At 68.0% G+C, this 20,121-nt stretch carries 20 protein-coding genes and 1 pseudogene; 10 read left to right on the top strand and 11 right to left on the bottom strand.

Features of this window, described 5'->3' with window-relative positions:
• Window positions 1-67: 67 nt before the first annotated feature.
• On the bottom strand, window positions 68-388 hold the full coding sequence (locus tag HWX39_RS29185; protein WP_175971311.1) for a DUF3579 domain-containing protein: 321 nt from the start codon (window positions 386-388) through the stop codon (window positions 68-70).
• Between the two features lie 414 nt (window positions 389-802).
• Between HWX39_RS29185 and argF the strand changes: the two genes are divergently transcribed.
• The gene (gene argF, locus HWX39_RS29180) at window positions 803-1,732 is read left to right on the top strand and encodes an ornithine carbamoyltransferase (protein ID WP_034190558.1); all 930 of its coding nucleotides are present in this window, start codon (window positions 803-805) and stop codon (window positions 1,730-1,732) included.
• A 105-nt stretch (window positions 1,733-1,837) separates the two neighbouring features.
• Here the strand turns inward: argF and HWX39_RS29175 are convergent.
• Both HWX39_RS29175 and murB read right to left on the bottom strand, forming a co-directional pair.
• Window positions 1,838-2,441: pseudogene (locus HWX39_RS29175) on the bottom strand (glutathione S-transferase family protein); the annotation flags it as partial.
• A gap of 15 nt (window positions 2,442-2,456) precedes the next feature.
• The gene (murB, locus tag HWX39_RS29170; protein ID WP_175971186.1) at window positions 2,457-3,506 is read right to left on the bottom strand and encodes a UDP-N-acetylmuramate dehydrogenase; all 1,050 of its coding nucleotides are present in this window, start codon (window positions 3,504-3,506) and stop codon (window positions 2,457-2,459) included.
• Between the two features lie 137 nt (window positions 3,507-3,643).
• Here murB and HWX39_RS29165 point away from each other — a divergent pair, with 137 nt between their 5' ends.
• A complete protein-coding gene (locus tag HWX39_RS29165; protein ID WP_011885818.1) occupies window positions 3,644-4,129 on the top strand; it encodes a YajQ family cyclic di-GMP-binding protein in 486 nt (161 codons plus the stop codon).
• Between the two features lie 79 nt (window positions 4,130-4,208).
• Here the strand turns inward: HWX39_RS29165 and plsY are convergent, their stop codons facing one another.
• Complete coding sequence (gene plsY, locus HWX39_RS29160) at window positions 4,209-4,847, bottom strand: glycerol-3-phosphate 1-O-acyltransferase PlsY (protein WP_059484351.1); 639 nt, start codon at window positions 4,845-4,847, stop codon at window positions 4,209-4,211.
• A gap of 108 nt (window positions 4,848-4,955) precedes the next feature.
• Window positions 4,956-5,447, bottom strand: a complete 492-nt coding sequence (gene ybaK, locus HWX39_RS29155; RefSeq protein ID WP_175950923.1) for a Cys-tRNA(Pro) deacylase — start codon at window positions 5,445-5,447, stop codon at window positions 4,956-4,958.
• A gap of 251 nt (window positions 5,448-5,698) precedes the next feature.
• Between ybaK and HWX39_RS29150 the strand changes: the two genes are divergently transcribed.
• Window positions 5,699-7,261, top strand: coding sequence for an AMP-binding protein (locus HWX39_RS29150; protein ID WP_175971185.1), 1,563 nt, complete (start codon window positions 5,699-5,701; stop codon window positions 7,259-7,261).
• Window positions 7,262-7,309: 48 nt separating this feature from the next.
• Here HWX39_RS29150 and xerD read toward each other — a convergent pair whose 3' ends face one another.
• The 3 genes from xerD to queG form a co-directional block, all read right to left on the bottom strand.
• Window positions 7,310-8,260, bottom strand: a complete 951-nt coding sequence (xerD, locus tag HWX39_RS29145) for a site-specific tyrosine recombinase XerD (RefSeq protein ID WP_175971184.1) — start codon at window positions 8,258-8,260, stop codon at window positions 7,310-7,312.
• Window positions 8,260-8,727, bottom strand: a complete 468-nt coding sequence (locus HWX39_RS29140; protein WP_175971183.1) for a methylated-DNA--[protein]-cysteine S-methyltransferase — start codon at window positions 8,725-8,727, stop codon at window positions 8,260-8,262. Before HWX39_RS29140 ends, xerD begins: the two co-directional genes overlap by 1 nt.
• 64 nt (window positions 8,728-8,791) lie before the next feature.
• A complete protein-coding gene (queG, locus tag HWX39_RS29135; protein ID WP_175971182.1) occupies window positions 8,792-10,027 on the bottom strand; it encodes a tRNA epoxyqueuosine(34) reductase QueG in 1,236 nt (411 codons plus the stop codon).
• A 17-nt stretch (window positions 10,028-10,044) separates the two neighbouring features.
• Here queG and tsaE point away from each other — a divergent pair, with 17 nt between their 5' ends.
• Both tsaE and HWX39_RS29125 read left to right on the top strand, forming a co-directional pair.
• The gene (tsaE, locus tag HWX39_RS29130) at window positions 10,045-10,599 is read left to right on the top strand and encodes a tRNA (adenosine(37)-N6)-threonylcarbamoyltransferase complex ATPase subunit type 1 TsaE (RefSeq protein WP_175971181.1); all 555 of its coding nucleotides are present in this window, start codon (window positions 10,045-10,047) and stop codon (window positions 10,597-10,599) included.
• Window positions 10,581-12,107 (top strand): N-acetylmuramoyl-L-alanine amidase, encoded by a 1,527-nt coding sequence (locus HWX39_RS29125; RefSeq protein ID WP_175971180.1) that lies wholly within the window; start codon window positions 10,581-10,583, stop codon window positions 12,105-12,107. The genes tsaE and HWX39_RS29125 overlap by 19 nt, the downstream gene beginning before the upstream one ends.
• A gap of 45 nt (window positions 12,108-12,152) precedes the next feature.
• Here HWX39_RS29125 and HWX39_RS29120 read toward each other — a convergent pair whose 3' ends face one another.
• Entirely contained in the window at window positions 12,153-13,031 is an 879-nt protein-coding gene (locus HWX39_RS29120) for an EamA family transporter (RefSeq protein WP_175971310.1), read from the bottom strand.
• Window positions 13,032-13,289: 258 nt separating this feature from the next.
• On the opposite strand from HWX39_RS29120, the gene HWX39_RS29115 reads away from it, so the two are divergent.
• Window positions 13,290-14,171, top strand: a complete 882-nt coding sequence (locus tag HWX39_RS29115; protein WP_175971179.1) for a pirin family protein — start codon at window positions 13,290-13,292, stop codon at window positions 14,169-14,171.
• 52 nt (window positions 14,172-14,223) lie between these two features.
• On the top strand, window positions 14,224-15,072 hold the full coding sequence (gene trxA / locus HWX39_RS29110) for a thioredoxin (protein WP_175971178.1): 849 nt from the start codon (window positions 14,224-14,226) through the stop codon (window positions 15,070-15,072).
• A 114-nt stretch (window positions 15,073-15,186) separates the two neighbouring features.
• Here the strand turns inward: trxA and HWX39_RS29105 are convergent, their stop codons facing one another.
• The gene (locus tag HWX39_RS29105; protein ID WP_175971177.1) at window positions 15,187-16,044 is read right to left on the bottom strand and encodes a tRNA threonylcarbamoyladenosine dehydratase; all 858 of its coding nucleotides are present in this window, start codon (window positions 16,042-16,044) and stop codon (window positions 15,187-15,189) included.
• A gap of 128 nt (window positions 16,045-16,172) precedes the next feature.
• Between HWX39_RS29105 and pdxH the strand changes: the two genes are divergently transcribed.
• The 3 genes from pdxH to HWX39_RS29090 all read left to right on the top strand — a co-directional run bounded on the left by pdxH (window position 16,173) and on the right by HWX39_RS29090 (window position 19,481).
• Window positions 16,173-16,817: a pyridoxamine 5'-phosphate oxidase gene (gene pdxH / locus HWX39_RS29100; RefSeq protein WP_175971176.1), complete on the top strand. Its 645-nt coding sequence runs from the start codon at window positions 16,173-16,175 to the stop codon at window positions 16,815-16,817.
• A gap of 121 nt (window positions 16,818-16,938) precedes the next feature.
• Window positions 16,939-18,159 (top strand): cyclopropane-fatty-acyl-phospholipid synthase family protein, encoded by a 1,221-nt coding sequence (locus tag HWX39_RS29095; protein ID WP_175971174.1) that lies wholly within the window; start codon window positions 16,939-16,941, stop codon window positions 18,157-18,159.
• Window positions 18,160-18,182: 23 nt separating this feature from the next.
• Window positions 18,183-19,481 carry a DUF72 domain-containing protein gene (locus HWX39_RS29090; RefSeq protein WP_175971172.1) on the top strand — a complete coding sequence of 433 codons (1,299 nt, stop codon included), beginning with the start codon at window positions 18,183-18,185 and terminating at the stop codon, window positions 19,479-19,481.
• A 34-nt stretch (window positions 19,482-19,515) separates the two neighbouring features.
• On the opposite strand, the gene msrA is transcribed toward HWX39_RS29090, so the two are convergent.
• Window positions 19,516-20,046 (bottom strand): peptide-methionine (S)-S-oxide reductase MsrA, encoded by a 531-nt coding sequence (gene msrA, locus HWX39_RS29085; RefSeq protein ID WP_175971309.1) that lies wholly within the window; start codon window positions 20,044-20,046, stop codon window positions 19,516-19,518.
• Between the last annotated feature and the right edge of the window lie 75 nt (window positions 20,047-20,121).

Raw genomic sequence — 20,121 nt, 5'->3', positions numbered from 1 at the left:
CGCGCATCCTGCGAGCCAGCGACATTTGCCAGGCCGGGCGCGGCAAGCGCCGTCGCCCTGGCCGGCATCACTTCTTGGCGTTGTAGTCCGGCAGTTCGCACGCCTCGGTGACAACAAGGTTGTTGTCCTTCGCGAAATTCAGCACGAAATCGAAAGCCATCGGCTCGACATCGCGCAGCCGGGAATCGAGAATCACGCATTTCAGGTCGCCGAGCATCGTCGGACGCACGTAGAGCGAATACTTGAGGCGCGCGTTCGGTCCGCTCGCCCCCGGCCCGAAGCAGGCCATCACACCGGCCAGACGTTCCGACCAGTCGCTCGGGCGAAACTTTTTCCCGTCTTTCGTGATGCCCTGGATGAAGAATTCGGTCGGAGGGGTTTCAGCCATGTGGTTACCCAAGTGACGGCCCGGCGATGTCCAGGCAACGGCGCCTGGATACGCGAACACAAAGCTGAAACGGACGGCGGCACAAGCATTCCGATATCCCGAAAAACGGGACGTCGGTGTGCGCCGCCGGTGGACTGCACCGGATTTGTGCAGCGCACGGCTTGTGTCCGGCAGAGCGCGAAGAGGCTTGCCTGCCGGGCTGGAGAAAACTTTCTGATTATACCGCAGCGCGCCATCGCGCGTCGCCCCGACACCCCTCCTCACGCGCTGCTTGCCGCACCTGGCGATCATGCCCCGCTTTTCTCCGCGGCTCGTCAAAGCACAGAAAATCCTTTATGCTGCTTTGAGTTATCCACACCCGACGGCGGCGCCGTCCGGCCTTGCTGCCGGGTGCAACCCGCCGTATTTCGCTTCATGACCGCCAAAACCATTCGTCACTACCTGCAGTTCAAGGATTTCTCGCTGGAAGACTACGAGTACGTGCTCGAACGCACGGGTATCCTGAAGCGCAAGTTCAAGAACTACGAGACCTATCACCCGCTGCACGACCGCACGCTCGCGATGATCTTCGAGAAGAGCTCGACGCGCACGCGCCTGTCGTTCGAAGCCGGGATCTTCCAGCTCGGCGGCCACGCCGTCTTCATGAGCACCCGCGACACGCAGCTCGGCCGCGGCGAACCGGTCGAGGATTCCGCGCAGGTCATCTCGCGGATGGTCGACATCATCATGATTCGTACGTTCGAGCAGGAAGTCATCAAGCGTTTCGCGGACAATTCCCGCGTGCCGGTGATCAACGGCCTGACGAACGAGTACCACCCGTGCCAGGTGCTCGCCGACATCTTCACGTACTACGAACACCGCGGCCCGATCGCCGGCAAGACCGTTGCATGGGTCGGCGATGCGAACAACATGCTCTACACGTGGATCGAAGCCGCGCAGATCCTCGGCTTCAAGCTGCGCCTGTCCACGCCGCCCGGCTACGCACTCGACATGAAGCTCGTGTCGCCCGACAGCGCGCCGTTCTACGAGGTGTTCGACGATCCGAACGAAGCGTGCAAGGGCGCCGACCTCGTTACCACCGACGTGTGGACGAGCATGGGCTTCGAGGCCGAGAACGAGGCCCGCAAGCAGGCGTTCGCCGACTGGTGCGTCGACGAGGAAATGATGGGTCACGCCAACCCCGACGCCCTCTTCATGCACTGCCTGCCCGCGCACCGCGGCGAGGAAGTGACGGCCGGCGTGATCGACGGCCCGCAGAGCGTCGTGTGGGACGAAGCGGAAAACCGCCTGCACGTGCAGAAGGCGCTGATGGAGTTCCTGCTGCTCGGCCGGCTGAAACACTGACGCACTGACGCGCGCGGCCTCGTCGCAAGCGAAATGCGCCGGCACAGCCGGCGCTTTTTATTTTCCCGCCGTCCGCGCGCCATGCGCGCTCATGCCGATGCCCCTTCAACCCGGCGCCGGCTGCGTCGCGGCGAAGCTTGGCCGCTCGCGCATCACCGCCTGCGCACGCGTGACGTTCGGGTATTTCCGCAGCAATTCCGCCCCTTCGGGGAACATGCCCACGTAAGCCAGGATCGGCGCCAGGAACAGATCCGCCATCGACAACCCGCTGCCGACCAGGTAGTCGCGCCCGCCATACGCCGCGTCGAACACCTGCAGATGCCGGTCGATTTCAGGCAGCGCCGCGTCGATCACCGCGCGATCGGGCTGGCCATCCGCGCCTTTCGGGAAGACGTATTGCAGCACGTAGCGGCACACCACCGCGTCGTACGCGTGGCAATTGATCAGGCTGATCCTTTGCTCGCCGCGCGCATGCGCTGTGGCGCCCCACTGGGCCAGCAGGCTCGGGCCGTCGAACGCTTCGTCGATATAGCCGAGGATCGCACGCGTTTCATAGAACTCGATCGGACCGTCGCAGAATACCGGGACGCGTCCGAACGGGTTGTGCGCGAGTACTTCCGGCGATTGCGGCAGCAACGGCCGCAACGTACACGCGACGCCCCTTTTCAGCGAGCGCCATGCGCACGGTCCCGCAATAGCTGCTGCGCGGGCGTCGTGGCCCGGCTCACAGGCAAACCGGCTCCGGCTCCAGCTCGACACCGAATTTCGCGAACACGTCGGCCTGGATCGCCCGCGCCAGCGCGAGCACGTCGGCGCCCGTCGCGCCGCCGCGATTGACGAGCACGAGCGCCTGACGGTCGTGTACGGCCGCCGCGCCGAGCGCACGCCCCTTCCAGCCGCAGCGGTCGATCAACCAGCCGGCCGCGAGCTTCACCTGCCCGCCCGGCTGCGGATACGACACGACATCGGGTGCGTGCGCACGCAGCGCATCGAACTGCGCGGCGTCGATCACCGGATTCTTGAAGAAACTGCCCGCGTTGCCGAGCACGAGCGGATCGGGCAGCTTCGCGCGGCGGATCGCGACCACCGCGTCGAACACGTCGCGCGGCGTCGCCGCATCGGGCACGATGCCGCGCGCGTCGAGCTCGCGCGTGACGTCCGCATAGCCGAGCCGCGGCGTCCATTGCCTGGGCAGCCGGAACGTCACCGACACGATCGCGTACCGGCCGCGCCCTTCCCGCTTGAAAAAGCTGTCGCGATAGCCGAATGCGCAGCGCGCGGCGTCGAAACGCTCGCTGCGCCCCGTCGCCAGCTCGACCGCGACCAGCGAGTCGAAATATGCCTTCATCTCGAGGCCATATGCGCCGATGTTCTGGATCGGCGCGGCGCCGACCGTGCCCGGGATCAGCGCGAGGTTCTCGAGGCTCGCCATCCCGTGCTCGAGCGTCCATGCGACGAATGCGTGCCAGTTCTCGCCGCCGCCGGCCTCGACGTACCAGGCGTCGTCGTCTTCGCGCACGACGCGGCGGCCCGCGATCTCGTCGAGCAGCACGACGCCGTCGAAATCGCGCGTGAACACGACGTTGCTGCCGCCGCCGAGCACGAGCTGCGGCAGGTTCGCGATACGCGGGTCGCGATGGAGCGCCTCGAACTGCGACGCGTGCGTGATGCGCGCGGCGAAGCGCGCGGTCGCGGCGATGCCGAACGTGTTGTGCGCGGCGAGCGGATGGTCGGGAAGCAGCGACAGGGTGGAATCGTCAGGAGGCATCGGCATTCGCGGTCACGTCCGCCCGGGCGGCGCATGGCCGGCCTTGGGCAAACGGAGGGGCATCGGTAAAATGGCAGACAGTCCGCAATTATAGCGAGTGCCCGTGCGCGAGCCGGGTGCCCGCATCTCAAGGGAGGAATGCCATGCCATCGTTCGACGTCGTTTCCGAAGCGAACATGATCGAAGTGAAGAACGCCATCGAGCAGTCGAACAAGGAAATTTCGACGCGCTTCGACTTCAAGGGCTCCGACGCGCGCGTCGAGCAGAAGGAACGCGAGTTGACGCTGTTCGCCGATGACGATTTCAAGCTCGGCCAGGTCAAGGATGTGCTGATCGGCAAGCTGGCCAAGCGCAACGTCGACGTGCGCTTTCTCGACTACGGCAAGGTCGAGAAGATCGGCGGCGACAAGGTCAAGCAGATCGTCACCGTGAAGAAGGGCGTGACCGGCGATCTCGCGAAGAAGATCGTGCGCCTCGTGAAGGACAGCAAGATCAAGGTGCAGGCAAGCATCCAGGGCGATGCGGTGCGCGTGGCCGGTACGAAGCGCGACGACCTGCAGAGCGTGATCGCGATGCTGCGCAAGGACGTGACCGACACGCCGCTCGACTTCAACAACTTCCGCGACTGATCGCCGGACGATCCGCCACGCCATCCCGCCGGGCCCCGCACACGCGGCGCGCCCGGCATGCGGCAAGCGCCGTACTTCCTCAGGCTTTCCCGCCGTCCTGCGCGCCGCCGTCCGCGGCCGCCTTCTTCTTGTCGCCGATCCGGCTCTCCTGCCCCGCCAGCAGCTTCGAAATGTTGCCGCGGTGACGCCACACGAGCAGTACGCTCATTGCCAGCACGGCCCACGCGACCGGGTTGTGGCCCGTGCCGAACAGGAACACGTCGAACACCGGCGCGAACACCGCCGCCACCAGCGCCGCGAGCGACGAATAGCGGAAGAAGAACGCGACGATCAGCCAGGTCAGCGCGGTCGCGAGCCCGAGCACCGGGTGCACGGCGAGCAGCACGCCGGCCGCAGTCGCGACGCCCTTGCCGCCCTGGAAGCGGAAGAACACCGGATACAGGTGGCCGAGGAACACGGCGATCGCGACCCATGCGACCGCGACGTCGGGCAGCCCGAAGTGCCGGGCGAGCCAGACGGCGATCCAGCCCTTGAACGCGTCGCCGACGAGCGTGAGGATCGCGGCCTTCTTGTTGCCGCTGCGCAGCACGTTGGTCGCGCCGGGATTCTTCGACCCGTACGAACGCGGGTCGGCCAGGCCCATCGCGCCACTGACGACGACGGCGAACGACACCGATCCGATCAGGTAGGCAACGAGGGCGGCGAGCAGGATCTGCATGCGGAGGACTCTTCTTTCAACGTATCGGTAAAGGGACGGCTGCGCGCGGCACGCCGAAACGGCGCCCATTCTACCGAACGCGCGCGGCCTGCCACGAAGGTGAAACCCTCAGTCGACACTTGCGCACTGCACGGGCTGCGCGCCGAGCAGCGACGTAAGCACGGCCGGCGCGAGGCTGACGAGGTAGCCGCGACGGCCGCCGTTCAGGTAGATCGTCGGCAGTTCGAGGATCGTCGCCTCGACGTAGACGGGCATCGCCTTGCGCGTGCCGAACGGCGACGTGCCGCCGACGAGATAGCCCGAATGGCGGTTCGCGACCTCGGGCTTGCACGGCTCGATGCGCTTCGCGCCGATCTGCCGCGCGAGGTTCTTCGTCGACACGGTGCGGTCGCCGTGCATCAGCACGATCAGCGGCTTCGCGTGTTCATCTTCCATCACGAGCGTCTTCACGACGCTGTGCTCGTCGACGCCGAGCTGGCGCGCCGATTCGCCGGTGCCGCCGTGCTCGACGTAGTCGTACGGGTGCTCGCCGAACGCGACGCCGTGGCGGCGCAACAACTGGGTCGCGGGGGTTTCGGACACATGCCTGGATTTGCTCATGACGGCATTTTAATGGTGAACGACCGGCGGGCGCGCATGGGTGCGCCCGCGCCGGCGTTATACTCGCGGCCCGTTTTCCGCGGGGCGGCCCTCCGCCGGGCGGCCTGCCGCGCCGCCGCAACGATTCCGTTCATCATCATTGCGAACAGCGCGAAGCGCTATTGCCCGAATGGCCGATTGTGGCGCGTGCGCCATCATGGCACGATCGTTCGCCTAACTCGTCAGCCGCCCGCCCCTTTTCTGGAGACGCCATGACCTCGTCCCTCCGTTCCTCCGAGCCGCTCGACGTCGAGGCCCTGCTCGCCGCGCTGCCTCGCCGTATCGCCGACGTGCCCGCGCGCTGGGCCGCGCGGGCTCCCGCACACCCGGCGCTGATCGAGGACGCGCGCCGCCTGTCGTACGGCGACCTGTCGCAGGCCGTCGATGCGGCGGCTACGCTGCTCGCCAACCTCGGTGTGCAAGGCGGCGACCGCGTGATGATCGTCGCCGAAAACTGCGTCGCGCAGATCGTGCTGCTGTTCGCGGTCGCGCACCTCGACGCGTGGGCGCTCGTGTCGAACGCGCGATTGTCCGCCAGCGAGCTCGACGCCATCGCCGCGCACGCGCGTCCGAAGCTGATCGCGTTCACCACCGACGCATCGCCCGACGCGCGCACGCATGCCGAACGGCACGGCGCAACACCTGCCGGCACGCTGCCGGTCGACATCGGTGCGTGGTCGTATCGCATCGACGCGAGCGCGCCGGGCGAACCGGTCGCCACCGACGGCGCGGCGCAATGCGCGGCGCTGATCTACACGACCGGCACGACCGGCACGCCGAAAGGCGTGATGCTGTCGCATCGCAACCTGCTGTTCATCGCGGCGACGTCGAGCACGCTGCGCCGCGTGTCGCCCGACGACGTCGTCTACACCGTGCTGCCCGTGTCGCACGTGTACGGCCTCGCGTCGGTCTGCCTCGGCAGCCTGTACGCGGGCGCGACGCTGCGGCTCGCGCCGCGCTTCTCGCCGGAAGCCGTGCGCATCGCGCTCGCCGACGAAGGCGTCACGATCTTCCAGGGCGTACCCGCGATGCACGCGAAGCTGCTCGAACACCTGCACACGCACGGTCACGCATGGCGCGCGCCACGCCTGCGCTTCGCGTATTCGGGCGGCTCGCCGCTCGACGCGAACTTGAAGGCGCGTGTCGAGCGCCTGTACGGCGTGCCGCTGCACAACGGCTACGGCATGACCGAAAGCAGCCCGACGATCACGCAGACGCCGCTCGACGCGCCGCGCTCGGACAGCTCGGTCGGCGTGCCGATTCCCGGCGTGGAGATGCGGATCGTCGCGCCGGACGGCACCGACGTGCCACCGGGTGAAGTCGGCGAGATCCGCGTGCGCGGGCCGAACGTGATGCTCGGCTACTACCGCAACGCGGATGCGACACACGCGGCCGTGTCGCCGGACGGCTGGCTGAGCACCGGCGATCTCGCGCGGCAGGAGGCGGACGGCGCGGTGACGATCGCGGGCCGCAGCAAGGAGCTGATCATCCGGTCGGGCTTCAACGTCTATCCGGTCGAAGTCGAACAGGTGCTGAACGCGCATCCGGACGTCGTGCAGGCAGCCGTCATCGGCCGCGCGGTCGAAGGCAACGAGGAAGTGCTCGCGTTCGTCGAGCTGGTGCCCGCCGCGACGGCGGACGAAGCGGCGCTGCACGCATGGTGTGCGGAGCGGCTCGCGCCCTACAAACGCCCCGCGCACATCCGTGTGCTCGACGCGCTGCCTGCCGCGTCCACGGGCAAGGTGCTGAAGCACAAACTGCGCGAGCTGGCCTGACCCGAACGGGCCGTTGCGCGTGCCCCAGCCCGCGCCGCACCGGTTGCGCTAGCCGCGCGGATGGTGTTGCGCGTGCAGCGTCTTCAAACGCTCGCGCGCGACGTGCGTATAGATCTGCGTGGTCGAGATGTCGCTGTGACCGAGCAGCAGCTGCACCACGCGCAGGTCGGCGCCATGGTTCAGCAGGTGCGTCGCGAACGCGTGCCGCAGCGTGTGCGGCGACAGGTGCGCGCGCACGTCCGCGTGCTGCGCGTGGCGCTTGATGATGTTCCAGAACTGCTGGCGCGTCATCCCGTCGCCGCGCGCGGTCACGAACAGCGCGTCGGCCGCGCGCGCACCGAGCAGCGCCGGCCGCGCGTCGCGCAGGTAGCGCTCGATCCAGCCATGCGCGACTTCGCCGAACGGCACGAGCCGCTCCTTCGAGCCCTTGCCCATCACGCGCACGACGCCCTCGTTGAGCCCGACCTCGACGGTCTTCAGCATCACGAGCTCGCTCACGCGCAACCCGCTCGCATACATCAGCTCGAGCATCGTGCGATCGCGCAGGCCGAGCGGCGTGCCGATATCGGGCGCGCCGAGCAGCGCCTCGACCTGCGCCTCCGACAACGTCGACGGAAACCGGGCGGCTTGTTTCGCGGACATGATCCGCAGCGTCGGGTCGGCGCTCGCGCGATGCTCGCGCACGGCCCAGCCGTAATAGCGCCGAAACACGGACAGCCGCCGGTTCGACGACGTCGCCTTGCCGTCGCTGCGCGCGGCGATGTAGCCGGTCAGCATCGCTTCGTCAACCGAATCGAGCGACGCGTCGTGCGTCTCTGCCAGCCATTGGGAAAACAGCACGAGATCGCGCCGGTACGCGTCGAGCGTATTGCGTGCGAGCCCGTGCTCGAGCCACAGCGCATCGCAAAACACGTCGACCGACGCGCGGCTCGCCAGCAGCGCGGGGGACGCTTCGGCGGCATCGCCGTCGGCGCCGGGGGAAATCAGCGGTTCATTCATCAGTACGGCACGCCTTCGTGCGCCAGCAGCCAGCGCTTCACTTTCTGGTAGTAGCCATTGTCGTCGTGGTTCGCGAAGCCGCCGAGGCCGCCCGCCGCGACGACGCGATGGCACGGAATCACGAGCGGGAAGTAGTTCGCGCCGCACGCCTGGCCGACCGCGCGCGGCGCGCTGCCGATCCGCTTCGCGACCTGGCCGTAGGTCAGCACCGTGCCGGGCGGGATATCGCTGATCACGTCCCACACGCGGTGCTGGAACGCACTGCCGACTTCGGCGAGCGGCAGGTCGAAGCGCGCCGACGCGCGCTCGAAATAACGTTCGATCTGCTTGACCGCGCGCTTCGCGAGCGGCGAATCCGGATCGACCGACTTCACCGACTCGGGCAGATAGATGATCTCGCGCACCACCGCGGCGTCCGTGCGGATGCCGACCTTGCCGAACGGCGCGTCGATGACTGCATTGAACATGGCCCTCTCCTGACCGATGGATACGCACGGCACGGCCGCGCGCCGACGACACTTTACGCCGCCTTCACGCGGCACGCAGCGCCCATTCGACATGCTCGCGCACGACCGGCGACGGATCGTCGGCCCGTGCGCGCAACGCGGCGACGATCGCATCGCGCGCCTGCGGCGCGAGCCGTCCCGCGTCCGCGCGCAGCGCATTGCCGAGCCCGACCGCGAGATTGCGCAGCCAGCTTTCGTAGCCGATGCGCCGGATCGCACTGCCCTGCATCCGCGTATCGAACGTATCCGCGTCCCACGCAAACAGCTCGACGAGCGTCGCGCGGTCGAGGCCGTGCCGCACGTCGAAATCGGCGACGGGCGCGGCCTGCGCGAACTTGTTCCACGGGCACACGAGCTGGCAGTCGTCGCAGCCGTACACGCGATTGCCGATCATCGGCCGCAGCGGCTCGGGGATGCTGCCTTTCAGTTCGATCGTCAGGTACGAGATGCAGCGGCGCGCGTCGACGCGGTACGGCTCGACGATCGCGCCGGTCGGGCAGGCGTCGATGCAGCGCGTGCAGCTGCCACAGTGCGCGCCGGGCGTCTCGGGTGCGGTGTCGGGGGACGTGTGCGCGTCGGTCGGCAGCGGAACGTCGACGTAGATCTCGCCGAGGAAGAACAGCGAGCCCGCATCGCGCTGCAGCAGCAGCGTATGCTTGCCGCGCCAGCCGACGCCTGCCTTCTGCGCGAGCTCGACCTCGAGCACGGGCGCCGAATCGGTGAACACGCGGTAGCCGAACGCGCCGATCTCCTGCTCGATGCGCTCGGCGAGCGTCTGCAACCGGTTGCGCAGCACCTTGTGATAGTCGCGGCCGCGTGCGTAGATCGACACGACGGCCGCCTGCGGATCGTCGAGCCGGGCGCGTTCGCGCGCGCGCCAGTCGTGCGGCACGAGCGCGCCCGGCTCGTCGCCGGGTGCGCCGGCGGCGAGCGTTTCGGCCGGCAGATAGGCGAGCCGGGCGGAAATCACGCGTCGCGTACCGGCCACAAGTTCGGCCGGACGCGCGCGTTTCATCCCATGTTTCGCCATATAATCCATTTCGCCGTGGTATCCGGCTTCCAGCCAGGCCGCGAGGCCTGCTTCGGCATCCGAGAGATCGGTATCGCTGATGCCGATCGCCCCGAAACCCAATTCGCGCCCCCACGCCCTGATGCGCGCGGCGAGCGCAGTCAACGCCGCATCGTCGAGCGCGCACGGTGCCGCGCCTTCGGCACGAGTCGAAGGCCTGTCGGATGCGGCGAGTTCCGGTAATCGGTTCATCGCACTATTTTACGAGAATGCCAGCCACGCCCAGCCAACCGCCTCACGCCGCCATGCTGCCCGCCCTGCTCGCGGAGCGCGTGATCGCGCTCGCCGACGAAGCGGCGACCGAGGCCTTCGGCACCCGCTTCGCGCACGCGCTCGATGCGGCGCGCACCGAGCTCGCCCGCGCGCATGCGTTCGACGGGCTGCAGATCCAGCTGGTCGGCGATCTCGGCGCGGGCAAGACGTCCCTCGTGCGCGCGATCCTGCGCGGCCTCGGCCACACGGGGCGCGTGCGCAGCCCGACCTACACGCTCGTCGAGCCGTATGCGCTCGAACGCGACGATGGGGAACTCGAGGTCTATCACTTCGATCTGTATCGTTTCAACGATCCGGCCGAATGGTCCGACGCAGGCTTTCGCGAATATTTCAATTCCAGCGCGATTTGCCTCGTCGAATGGCCACAACAGGCGGGCACGCTGCTCGGCGTACCCGATCTGGTTTTCTCGCTCGATGTGGATGGCGACGGCCGCGCCCTCACCGCCCGGGCGTACAGCGCTTCAGGAAAGGCATGTCTCGAAAGATGTTGATCAAACCGTTCCGCTCGATCGAATCGGCGGCCACCGCGACGCACAACTGGCGGCGCCGCCAAATCCTGTGCGCGGGCGCGTCGACGCTGGTGCTCGGTCTCGTCGCACCGCGGCTCGCGCACGCGTCGTCGGTGCTCGGCGTGCGCGTGTGGCCCGCACGCGATTACACGCGCGTCACGATCGAATCCGACCAGCCGCTGCAGAATAGCCAACAGCTGCTGCAGGGGCCCGACCGTCTCGTGGTCGACCTGACCGGCCTCGACCTCGACCAGGCGCTGCGCGACCTCGTGTCGAAGATCGCGCCGAACGATCCGCAGATCCAGTCGGTGCGCGTCGGCCAGTATCAGCCGCACGTCGTGCGGATGGTGTTCGACCTGAAAGGCTCGGTGAAGCCGCAGGTGTTCACGCTGCCGCCGGTCGGCACCTACAAGTACCGGCTCGTGTTCGACCTGTATCCGGCCGTCGCGCCCGATCCGCTGTCCGACCTGATCGCGCAGACGGAACGCAAGGAGCAGGCGCTCAACGACACCGCGCGCGCGCAGCAGATGCAGCCGCCGACCACGCTGGCCGGTCCGGGTACCCCGCCGCCCGCCGCGGGCGACAACAGCGACGCGTTCTTCCAGCGCTTCGCGCAGAACACGCCGGCCACGCCGCACACGCCGCCCGCCGCGGCCACGCCTTCGACGCCCGCGAAGCCGGCCGTCAAGCCGCCGCCCGTCATCGCGCGCCGCGACGACAGCGACGACGACGGCGACACCTACAAGTTCACCGCGCCGAAATCCGGCAAGGGCGGCACCGTTCGCCTGCTGACGGTCGCGATCGATCCGGGCCACGGCGGCGAGGATCCGGGCGCGATCGGCGGCGGCGGCACGTACGAGAAGCACATCGCGCTCGACATCGCGAAGAAGCTGCGCGCGAAGATCGACGGCGCGCCGAACATGCGCGCGATGATGACGCGCGACGCCGACTTCTTCGTGCCGCTGAACGTGCGCGTGCAGAAGGCGCGCCGCGTCGGCGCCGATCTCTTCGTGTCGATCCACGCGGACGCGTTCACGACGCCGTCCGCGCGCGGCTCGTCGGTGTTCGCGCTGTCCGATCACGGCGCGACGAGCGCCGCGGCGCGCTGGATGGCGAACAAGGAAAACTCGTCCGACCTGATCGGCGGCATCAACATCAAGACGACGGACGCGGCCGTGAGCCGCGCGCTGTTCGACATGTCGACGACCGCGCAGATCCGCGATTCGCTGCGCTACGGCAACTACGTGCTGAAGGAAGTCGGCGGCATCAACAAGCTGCACAAGGGCTCGGTCGAACAGGCCGGATTCGCGGTGCTGAAGGCGCCCGACATTCCGTCGATCCTCGTCGAGACGGCCTTCATCAGCAACCCGGAAGAGGAGAGCCGGCTGAACGACGACGGCTATCGCGACCAGATGGCCGACGCGATCTTCCGCGGCATCAAGCGTTATTTCGCCGCGAATCCCCCGCTCGCGAAGAACCGGATGGCCTGAGCGCCGCCCCTTCCCCGCCGCCGGCACGCAGTGCGTGCCGGCGCGTCACGATGCCGCGAAGCGGCGCATCAGTTTCCCGCCGAACACGTTCACCGCGAGCCCGCCCATCACGAGCGCCGCGCCGATCAGCTGCGCGCGCGTCAGATGCTCGTCGAGCAGCAGCGCCGACGACGCTAGGCCGACGATCGGCACCAGCAGCGAGAACTGCGCGACCTGCGCGGCCGGATAGCGCGACAGCAGGCGGCTCCACAGCCCGTAGCCGAGCAGCGTCGCGACGAACGCGAGATAGACGACCGCGAAGATCGACGCGCCGTTGAGCCCGGCGAGTGCGGTCGCGATCCGCTGCGGCCCTTCGAACCACAGCGACAGCAGGAAGAACGGCACGGGCGGCACGAGGCTGGCCCACACGACGAGCGACACGAGGTTCGCACGGCCGACCTTCTTCGTGACGATATTGCCGAACGCCCACATCGCCGCCGAGCAGATCGTCAGCAGGAAGCCCGCGAGCGTCATCGCGCGGCCACCCTGCGCCGCGATCACGACGAGCCCGCCCGCGGCGATCGCGAGGCCAAGCAGGTTCTGCATGCGCAGCCGCTCGCCGAGGAACAGCATCGCGAACACGAGCGTGAAGAACGCCTGAGACTGCAGCACGAGCGACGCGAGGCCGGCCGGCATGCCGACGTACATGCCGGTGAACAGGAACACGAACTGGCCGAGCTGGATCGTCGCGCCGTACAGCACCAGCAGGCGCCACGGAATCTGCGGCCGCCGCACGAAGAACACCGCGGGCACGGCCGCGAGCGTGAAGCGCAGCGCGCCGAGCAGCATCGGCGGCATCCCGTGCAGGCCAACCTTGATCACGACGAAGTTCACGCCCCACGCCAGAATCACGACCAGCGCAAGCAGCAAGTCCTTCGGGGCCATCATCGGCGTCTCCTCGATTGTCGAATGGTTGTGCAAGGTGCTCCCAGGCCCCGTCGCTTTGCGCCGCGCGCCCCGAGGCGGCCGGCGCCGAACGGGACTTCCGTTGGGGCGAAAATGCGGAGCGGCCCGGCGTTTTGCCGAGAAGCAGGCCAGTCTACCGGCTTTCAGCCGCCGGTCCGATACCCGCGCGGCGCGCATGGAATCGGCGGACGGCCAGTACAATGACCGACATCCCCCGCCGCCCCCACAGGATCCGCCATGACCGCTCCGATCAAAGCCCTGCTGAAGCCGCACGTGCGCGACATCGGCAACCTGCAGGTGCGCCGCACGCTGCCCGCACTCGCCGCCCGCCTCGTCGGCCCGTTCATCTTCTTCGATCACATGGGGCCCGCCACGCTGCCGCCCGGCACGGGGCTCGACGTGCGCCCGCATCCGCATATCGGCCTCGCCACCGTCACTTATCTGTTCGACGGCGCGATCCTGCACCGCGACAGCCTCGGCTCGCTGCAGGAGATCGTGCCGGGCGACGTGAACTGGATGACGGCCGGCCGCGGGATCGTCCATTCGGAACGCACGCCCGACGCGCAGCGCGAAAACGGCCACACCGTCCACGGGATCCAGACCTGGGTCGCGCTGCCGCGCGCGCACGAGACGACCGAGCCGTCGTTCGAGCATCATGCGGCCGACACGCTGCCGAAGCGCATCGAGGACGGCGTGTCGCTGACGGTGATCGCCGGCGACGCGTTCGGGCTGCGCTCACCGGTCACGACGTTCTCGCGCACGCTGTACGTCGCGGCCGAATTCGCGGCCGGCGGCCGTCTCGAACTCGACGCGTCGCACGAGGAGCGCGCGGTCTACGTGGTCGACGGCGAACTCGCGATCGACGGCACGCCGGTGCCGGCCGAACAGATGGCCGTGCTCGCGCCCGGCGCCGCAGTCACGCTGACGAGCGGCAGCGGCGCGCGTGCAATGCTGCTCGGCGGCGACAGGATCGACGGCGAGCGCTTCATCGAATGGAATTTCGTCGCCAGCAGCCGCGAGGCGATCGAGCGCGCGAAAGCGGCCTGGACGCGCCAGGAAATGGGCAAGGTGCCGGGCGAGACCGAATGGATTCCGCTGCCCGAGTCGAAGCCGCGTTGAAAAAAGGGCGCGCCGCCCCCATCCTGACGACATTCGAACGGAAGAGAACGACATGGACACCACGCTTGCCACATTCGAGAAGGACGTCATCGAGGCGTCGCTGGACGCCCCCGTGCTGGTCGACTTCTGGGCGCCCTGGTGCGGCCCCTGCAAGACGCTCGGCCCGCTGCTGGAAAAGCTCGAAGGCGACTACGAAGGCCGCTGGAAGCTCGTGAAGGTCAACGTCGACGAGAACCAGGAACTCGCCGCGCACTTCCAGACGCGCAGCATCCCGCACGTGATCGCGTTCGCCGACGGGCGCCCCGTCGACCAGTTCGTCGGCGTGCTGCCCGAAGGCCAGCTGCGCGCATTCCTCGACCGGCTGCTGCCGGCGCCCGAGGAAGCCGAACGGCGTGCCGCGCAGAACGCGATGGCCGAGGCGCGCCACGACGACGCGCTCGCGCACCTCGAGGCGGCGCTCGCGCTGAACCCCGGCTTCGACGACGCGCGCCTCGATTTGATCGAACTGCTGCTCGCAAGCAACCAGGTCGACGCCGCGCGCGCCGAGACCGAGCGCCTGTCGCCCCAGACCGTGCAGAACGGCGACCCGCGCTACCAGGCGATCAAGACCCGTTTCGACGCACTCGACGCCACGGCCGACCTGCCGCCGACCGATGCGCTCGAAGCGCGCATCGCGGCGAACCCGGCCGATCTCGACGCGCGTTTCGATCTCGCGCAGAGCCTGATCGCGCGGCGCGCGTATGAAGGCGCGCTGGAGCAGTTGCTGGAAATCGTGACGCGCGACCGCACGTACGGCGACGATCTCGGCCGCCGCACGATGATCTCGGTGTTCGAGCTGGCCGGCGATCGCCCGGACCTCGTCGCCGGGTGGCGGCGCAGGCTGAGCATGGCGCTCAACTGAACGGATGCGTGACCGGCCGGGCCGCAACGGCCCGGCTGCGAAATCGCCCCGCAGGCGTACGACGGCGCGCGTCACGCGCCGCAGCATGCGTCAACGACCGCGATTCACAGCGGCTCAGCCGGCGGCCTGCGCCGCGATCGCACGCAGCGCATGCGCGGCGGCCGCGAAGCCGAAGCTCGCGGTCACGCACACGCTCGAACCGAATCCCGCACAGTTGAGCCCCGCGACGTGCGCGGCCGCGGACGGCTCGGCGCCGTCCTCGAGGTCGCAGGCGGCCGCTTCCGGATAGATCAGCGGCTCGTCCGAATACACGGCGCTGACCTTGAAACGCGCCTTCGGCCCGCGCGGAAAGCCGTGCTGCTTGCGCAACTGCGCGCGCACCTTCGACAGCAGCGGATCCTGGATCGTCAGCGCGAGATCATCGATCCGGATGCGCGTCGGGTCGAGCTGACCGCCCGCGCCGCCGACCACGACGAGCGGCTGGCGCTTCGCGACGCACCAGGCGATCAGCGCGACCTTCGTGCGCACGCTGTCGATCGCGTCGATCACGTAGTCGAAACCACCGCCGAGCAGCGCATCGAAGTTGTCGGGCTCGACGAAATCCTCGATCCGGTTCACGCGGCACGCGGGATCGATCAGCGCGATCCGCTCGGCCATCGCGTCGACCTTCGGCTTGCCGTAATTGCCGTCGAGCGCGTGGATCTGCCGGTTCGTATTGCTTTCGGCGACGTTGTCGAGATCGATCAGCGTCAGCGTGCCGACCGCGTTGCGCGCGAGCGCCTCGGCCACCCACGACCCGACGCCGCCGATCCCGATCACCGCGACGTGCGCGCGCTCGAACGCGGCCGCGGCCGGCGCGCCGTACAACCGCGCAACGCCGCCGAAGCGCCGCGCGCGATCCACGTCAAGCTGGATTTGCGGGGTCGGGGTAAGATCAGAGGAACTGGGCGGGGCAGCGTCGGCGGCGGACATGGCAGCAAGGAAAACGTAAGTCGTGCAGCCCTCTATTTTGCCTGAACTCCCTGCTCGCACGCGCCACTGTGCACGCACGTTTCTCGCGCGTTGGCTACAATGGTTCCAGATTGAAGCGTTTGCATAACATGACGACTCTCGCCGATCTCCGCATCAATTACTCACGTGCTTCGCTCGACGAAGCCGATGTCGCCCACGACCCGTTCGCCCAGTTCGACCGCTGGTTCAAGGAGGCGCTCGCCGCCAAGCTGCCCGAGCCGAACACGATGACGCTCGCGACCGTCGGCGACGATGGCCGGCCGTCGGCACGCATCGTGCTCATCAAGGGCGTCGACGAACGCGGGTTCGTCTTCTTTACCAATTACGAAAGCCGCAAGGGGCGCGATCTTGCCGCGCATCCGCAGGCCGCGCTGCTGTTCTACTGGATCGAGCTCGAGCGCCAGGTTCGCATCGAAGGCCGGGTCGAGAAAACCAGCGCCGAGGAAAGCGACCGCTATTTCGCGTCGCGCCCGCTGGGCTCGCGCATCGGCGCCTGGGCATCCGAACAGAGCGCGGTGATCGACAGCCGCGCCACGCTCGAAGCGCAGGAAAAGGCCGCCAGCGAACGCTTCGGCGAGAACCCGCCACGCCCGCCGCACTGGGGCGGCTACCGTCTCGTGCCCGACTCGATCGAGTTCTGGCAGGGCCGCCCGTCGCGGCTGCACGACCGCCTGCTCTACACGCGCGACGCCGACACGTCGCCGGGCTGGTCGATCTCGCGCCTGTCGCCGTAAGCGCGGCGCCGGCGCACGCCGGTCGTGTCTCGTGTTGCATCCGGGCGCCCGCCTCGCAAGCGGCGGGCGCCGGTCAAGATACTTGGCTGTATTCGATTCAACGAACAAACGGAGAATCCAAATGTTCTGGGAAAAGAAGCTGGCACAGTGGGCGGACGAAGTACGGGCGAAAGCGAACATACCGGCGCGCCTCGTGCTGTGGAACGGCGATCAACTCGATTTCGGCACCTTCAGCGCGCCGCAGGTCACGTTGAAGGTGAACAGCGCGTCGGCCTTGCCGCTCCTGCTCGAACCGAGCCTCGACAATCTCGGCGAGGCGTACGTGAAGGGCAAGATCGACATCGAGGGCAAGGTGTCGGACATCATCAACATCGGCTACTCGCTCGCGCGCAGCACGGTGACGAGCGCGAGCAAGCTGGCGCGCGTGAAGCGCTACTTCAGCCACACGAAGAACACCGACAAGAAGGCGATCCAGTATCACTACGACGTCTCGAACGAGTTCTACCAGCTGTGGCTCGACGAGAACATGGTGTACTCGTGCGCGTACTTCGAGAACGGCGACGAGGATCTCGCCACCGCGCAGATCAAGAAGATCGACCACATCCTGACGAAGATCCGGCTCCAGCCCGGCCAGCGCCTGCTCGACATCGGCTGCGGCTGGGGTGCGCTCGTGCTGCGCGCCGCGCAGAAGTTCGGCGCGCAGTGCCTCGGCGTCACGCTGTCGCAGAACCAGTTCGACCTCGCGACCGCGCGCGTGAAGGCTGCCGGGCTGGAGGACAGGATCGAGATCCGGCTGCAGGACTACCGCGAGATCGACGGCCAGTTCGACCGCATCACGAGCGTCGGGATGTTCGAGCACGTCGGGCGCAAGAACCTGCCGCTCTATTTCTCGCGGGTTCATGACCTGCTCGCCGACGACGGCATCGCAATGAACCACGGGATCACGTCGACCGACGCGGAAAGCGGCGAGACGGCGCTCGGCGGCGGCGAGTTCATCGACCGCTACGTGTTCCCGGACGGCGAGCTGCCGCACATCAGCCTCGCGCTGGAAGCCGCGCAGCGCGGCGGGCTCGAAGCGATTGACGTCGAAAGCCTGCGGCGGCACTATGCGCGCACGCTCGACATCTGGACGGAAAACTTCGAGGCGAAGGCAGAAGCCGCGCGACAACTCGTCGACGACGAAAAATTCCGCATCTGGCGCGTGTATCTCGCCGGCTGCGCGTATGCGTTCGAGCACGACGACGTGTCGATCTTCCAGATCGTGTGCCGCAAGGCCGGGCAGAGCGCAAAAACGCTGCCGTGGTCGCGGCGCTATATGTACGAACACACGCTGCCGCGCTAGGCAGCGCTTCACGCTGGGCATGCATGGGTGACGGCAGGACGCGGCGCAAGGCACCGCCGCAACGACAGCAGCACGACGACGACGCCAACGCGCCGCACGCCGACGGGCAATTCGACCTGTTCGGCGTGCCGGCCGATGCTGCACGCGCGTCGCCCGACGACGATGGCCCGCGTGCCGACACCAGCGAACCCGTGAACCCGGACGCGTCTGACAGCGCGCACCCGGCTCCGCGCATCCGCACCCGCCCCATTCCTTCAGACGAACCACTGCCTGCCGCTTCCGGCCTGCTGTGGGACGAGCCGTCCCCGCCCGCTGCGCCGCCGAAGAAGGGCCGGCCCCGGCGCGGCGTGCTGCCCGCGCCGATCGCGCCGGAGGTGGCCGACGTAGCGGCCGGCCTGCCGCCGAACGTCCGGCTCGGCACGTCGTCGTGGTATTTCCCCGGCTGGGACGGCATCGTCTACGACGGGGATTTCGCGCAGACCAAGCTGTCGCGCGAAGGGCTCGAAGCGTACGGCGCACATCCGCTGCTGAAAAGCGTGAGCCTCGACCGGTCGTTCTACGGCCCGCTGTCGGTGGCCGACTACCTGCGCTATGCGCAGCAGGTGCCCGACGATTTCCGCTTCGTCGTGAAGGCGCCGGCCTCCGTGACCGACGCGGTCATCCGTGGCCGGCGCGGCGAACCGTCGGGGCCGAACCCGACCTTCCTGGACGCGGATCTCGCCACCCGCGAATTCGTGCAGCCGTGCCTCGAAGGGCTCGGCCGGAAAGCCGGCGTGCTCGTGTTCCAGTTCTCGCCGCTGCCCGACCCGCTGCTCGCCCAGCCGGCCGCACTGATCGACCGGCTGGCCGCATTCTTCGCGGCGCTGCCGCCGCTGCCGCCCGAAGCCGACGGCACCCGCTATGCGATCGAGATTCGCGACGCGAGCCTGCTCACGCCGCGCTTCATCCGCGCACTCGCCGCGCTCGGCGTGCGCTACTGCGTCGGCCTGCACGCCCGGATGCCCGACCCGCTGCGCCAGGCCGCCGCGCTCGCACTGCTCGACGGCGACGCGCCGGGCCCGCTGATCGTGCGCTGGAGCCTGCACGGCGGTTTCAAGTACGAACAGGCGAAAGCGAAGTACGAGCCGTTCGACAAGCTCGTCGACGAGGATCCGGCCACGCGCTCGGCGCTCGCCGAACTGGCCGCGCGCTATGCGCTGGCCGGACAACCGGTGATCATCACGATCAACAACAAGGCGGAAGGCTCCGCGCCGCTGTCGTGCATCGCGCTTGCGCGCGAGATCGCCGCCGCATGCGCGCAGTGGCGCAACGAGGCGGCTTGATACCGGCGTGATACCCGGCTTGCGCCGGCCGCGCTTACGCGCCGCGCAGCGACTTCAGGCGGTGCGAGAACTTCTGCCGGAATTTCGCGAGCTTCGGCCCGATCACGACCGAGCAGTAGCCCTGCCCCGGGTTACGCGCGTAATAGTTCTGGTGATAGTCCTCGGCCGGCCAGTAGTTGCCGTCGAGCGGCACGACCTGCGTGACGATCGGCTGCCCGAATACCTGCTCGCGCTCCAGTTCGCGGATGACGTCGAGCGCCGTCTCGCGCTGCGCGTCCGAATGGGTGAACACGACCGAACGGTACTGCGTGCCGACGTCGTTGCCCTGCCGGTTCAACTGGGTCGGATCGTGCGTCGCGAAGAAGATCTCGAGGATCTCGCGATAGCCGATGCGCGCCGGATCGAACGTCACGTTGACGACTTCCGCGTGGCCCGTATCACCCTCGCAGATGTCGCGATAGCCGGGATTGCGCGTATGACCGCCGGCGTAACCCGACTGGACGGCCGTCACGCCATCGACGTCGAGAAACACCGCCTCCGTGCACCAAAAACTTTTTGGGGTGATCTACAGCCACCGCCGAGAACAATATTCTCAAGCCGTGGCTGTAAATCACCTCCTTTCTCTTTAAAAATCATGGAC

It is taken from the genome of Burkholderia sp. BCC0322 (genome assembly GCF_902833045.1).
Classification (GTDB): domain Bacteria; phylum Pseudomonadota; class Gammaproteobacteria; order Burkholderiales; family Burkholderiaceae; genus Burkholderia.
Note: the sequence above shows the minus strand (reverse complement) of the source record. Positions and strands in the feature narration are given on the sequence as shown.

Bases quoted from the DNA above. Each gene is read 5' to 3' on its own strand.
- HWX39_RS29185 (WP_175971311.1), bottom strand. From the start codon at position 388: ATGGCTGAAACCCCTCCGACCGAATTCTTCATCCAGGGCATCACGAAA.
- HWX39_RS29105 (WP_175971177.1), bottom strand. From the start codon at position 16,044: ATGTCCGCCGCCGACGCTGCCCCGCCCAGTTCCTCTGATCTTACCCCG.
- plsY (WP_059484351.1), bottom strand. From the start codon at position 4,847: ATGCAGATCCTGCTCGCCGCCCTCGTTGCCTACCTGATCGGATCGGTG.
- tsaE (WP_175971181.1), top strand. From the start codon at position 10,045: ATGCCAGCCACGCCCAGCCAACCGCCTCACGCCGCCATGCTGCCCGCC.
- queG (WP_175971182.1), bottom strand. From the start codon at position 10,027: ATGAACCGATTACCGGAACTCGCCGCATCCGACAGGCCTTCGACTCGT.
- HWX39_RS29140 (WP_175971183.1), bottom strand. From the start codon at position 8,727: ATGTTCAATGCAGTCATCGACGCGCCGTTCGGCAAGGTCGGCATCCGC.
- HWX39_RS29165 (WP_011885818.1), top strand. From the start codon at position 3,644: ATGCCATCGTTCGACGTCGTTTCCGAAGCGAACATGATCGAAGTGAAG.
- ybaK (WP_175950923.1), bottom strand. From the start codon at position 5,447: ATGAGCAAATCCAGGCATGTGTCCGAAACCCCCGCGACCCAGTTGTTG.
- pdxH (WP_175971176.1), top strand. From the start codon at position 16,173: ATGACGACTCTCGCCGATCTCCGCATCAATTACTCACGTGCTTCGCTC.
- trxA (WP_175971178.1), top strand. From the start codon at position 14,224: ATGGACACCACGCTTGCCACATTCGAGAAGGACGTCATCGAGGCGTCG.
- HWX39_RS29120 (WP_175971310.1), bottom strand. From the start codon at position 13,031: ATGGCCCCGAAGGACTTGCTGCTTGCGCTGGTCGTGATTCTGGCGTGG.
- HWX39_RS29090 (WP_175971172.1), top strand. From the start codon at position 18,183: ATGGGTGACGGCAGGACGCGGCGCAAGGCACCGCCGCAACGACAGCAG.
- HWX39_RS29125 (WP_175971180.1), top strand. From the start codon at position 10,581: ATGTCTCGAAAGATGTTGATCAAACCGTTCCGCTCGATCGAATCGGCG.
- murB (WP_175971186.1), bottom strand. From the start codon at position 3,506: ATGCCGATGCCTCCTGACGATTCCACCCTGTCGCTGCTTCCCGACCAT.
- argF (WP_034190558.1), top strand. From the start codon at position 803: ATGACCGCCAAAACCATTCGTCACTACCTGCAGTTCAAGGATTTCTCG.
- HWX39_RS29115 (WP_175971179.1), top strand. From the start codon at position 13,290: ATGACCGCTCCGATCAAAGCCCTGCTGAAGCCGCACGTGCGCGACATC.
- xerD (WP_175971184.1), bottom strand. From the start codon at position 8,260: ATGAATGAACCGCTGATTTCCCCCGGCGCCGACGGCGATGCCGCCGAA.
- HWX39_RS29095 (WP_175971174.1), top strand. From the start codon at position 16,939: ATGTTCTGGGAAAAGAAGCTGGCACAGTGGGCGGACGAAGTACGGGCG.
- HWX39_RS29150 (WP_175971185.1), top strand. From the start codon at position 5,699: ATGACCTCGTCCCTCCGTTCCTCCGAGCCGCTCGACGTCGAGGCCCTG.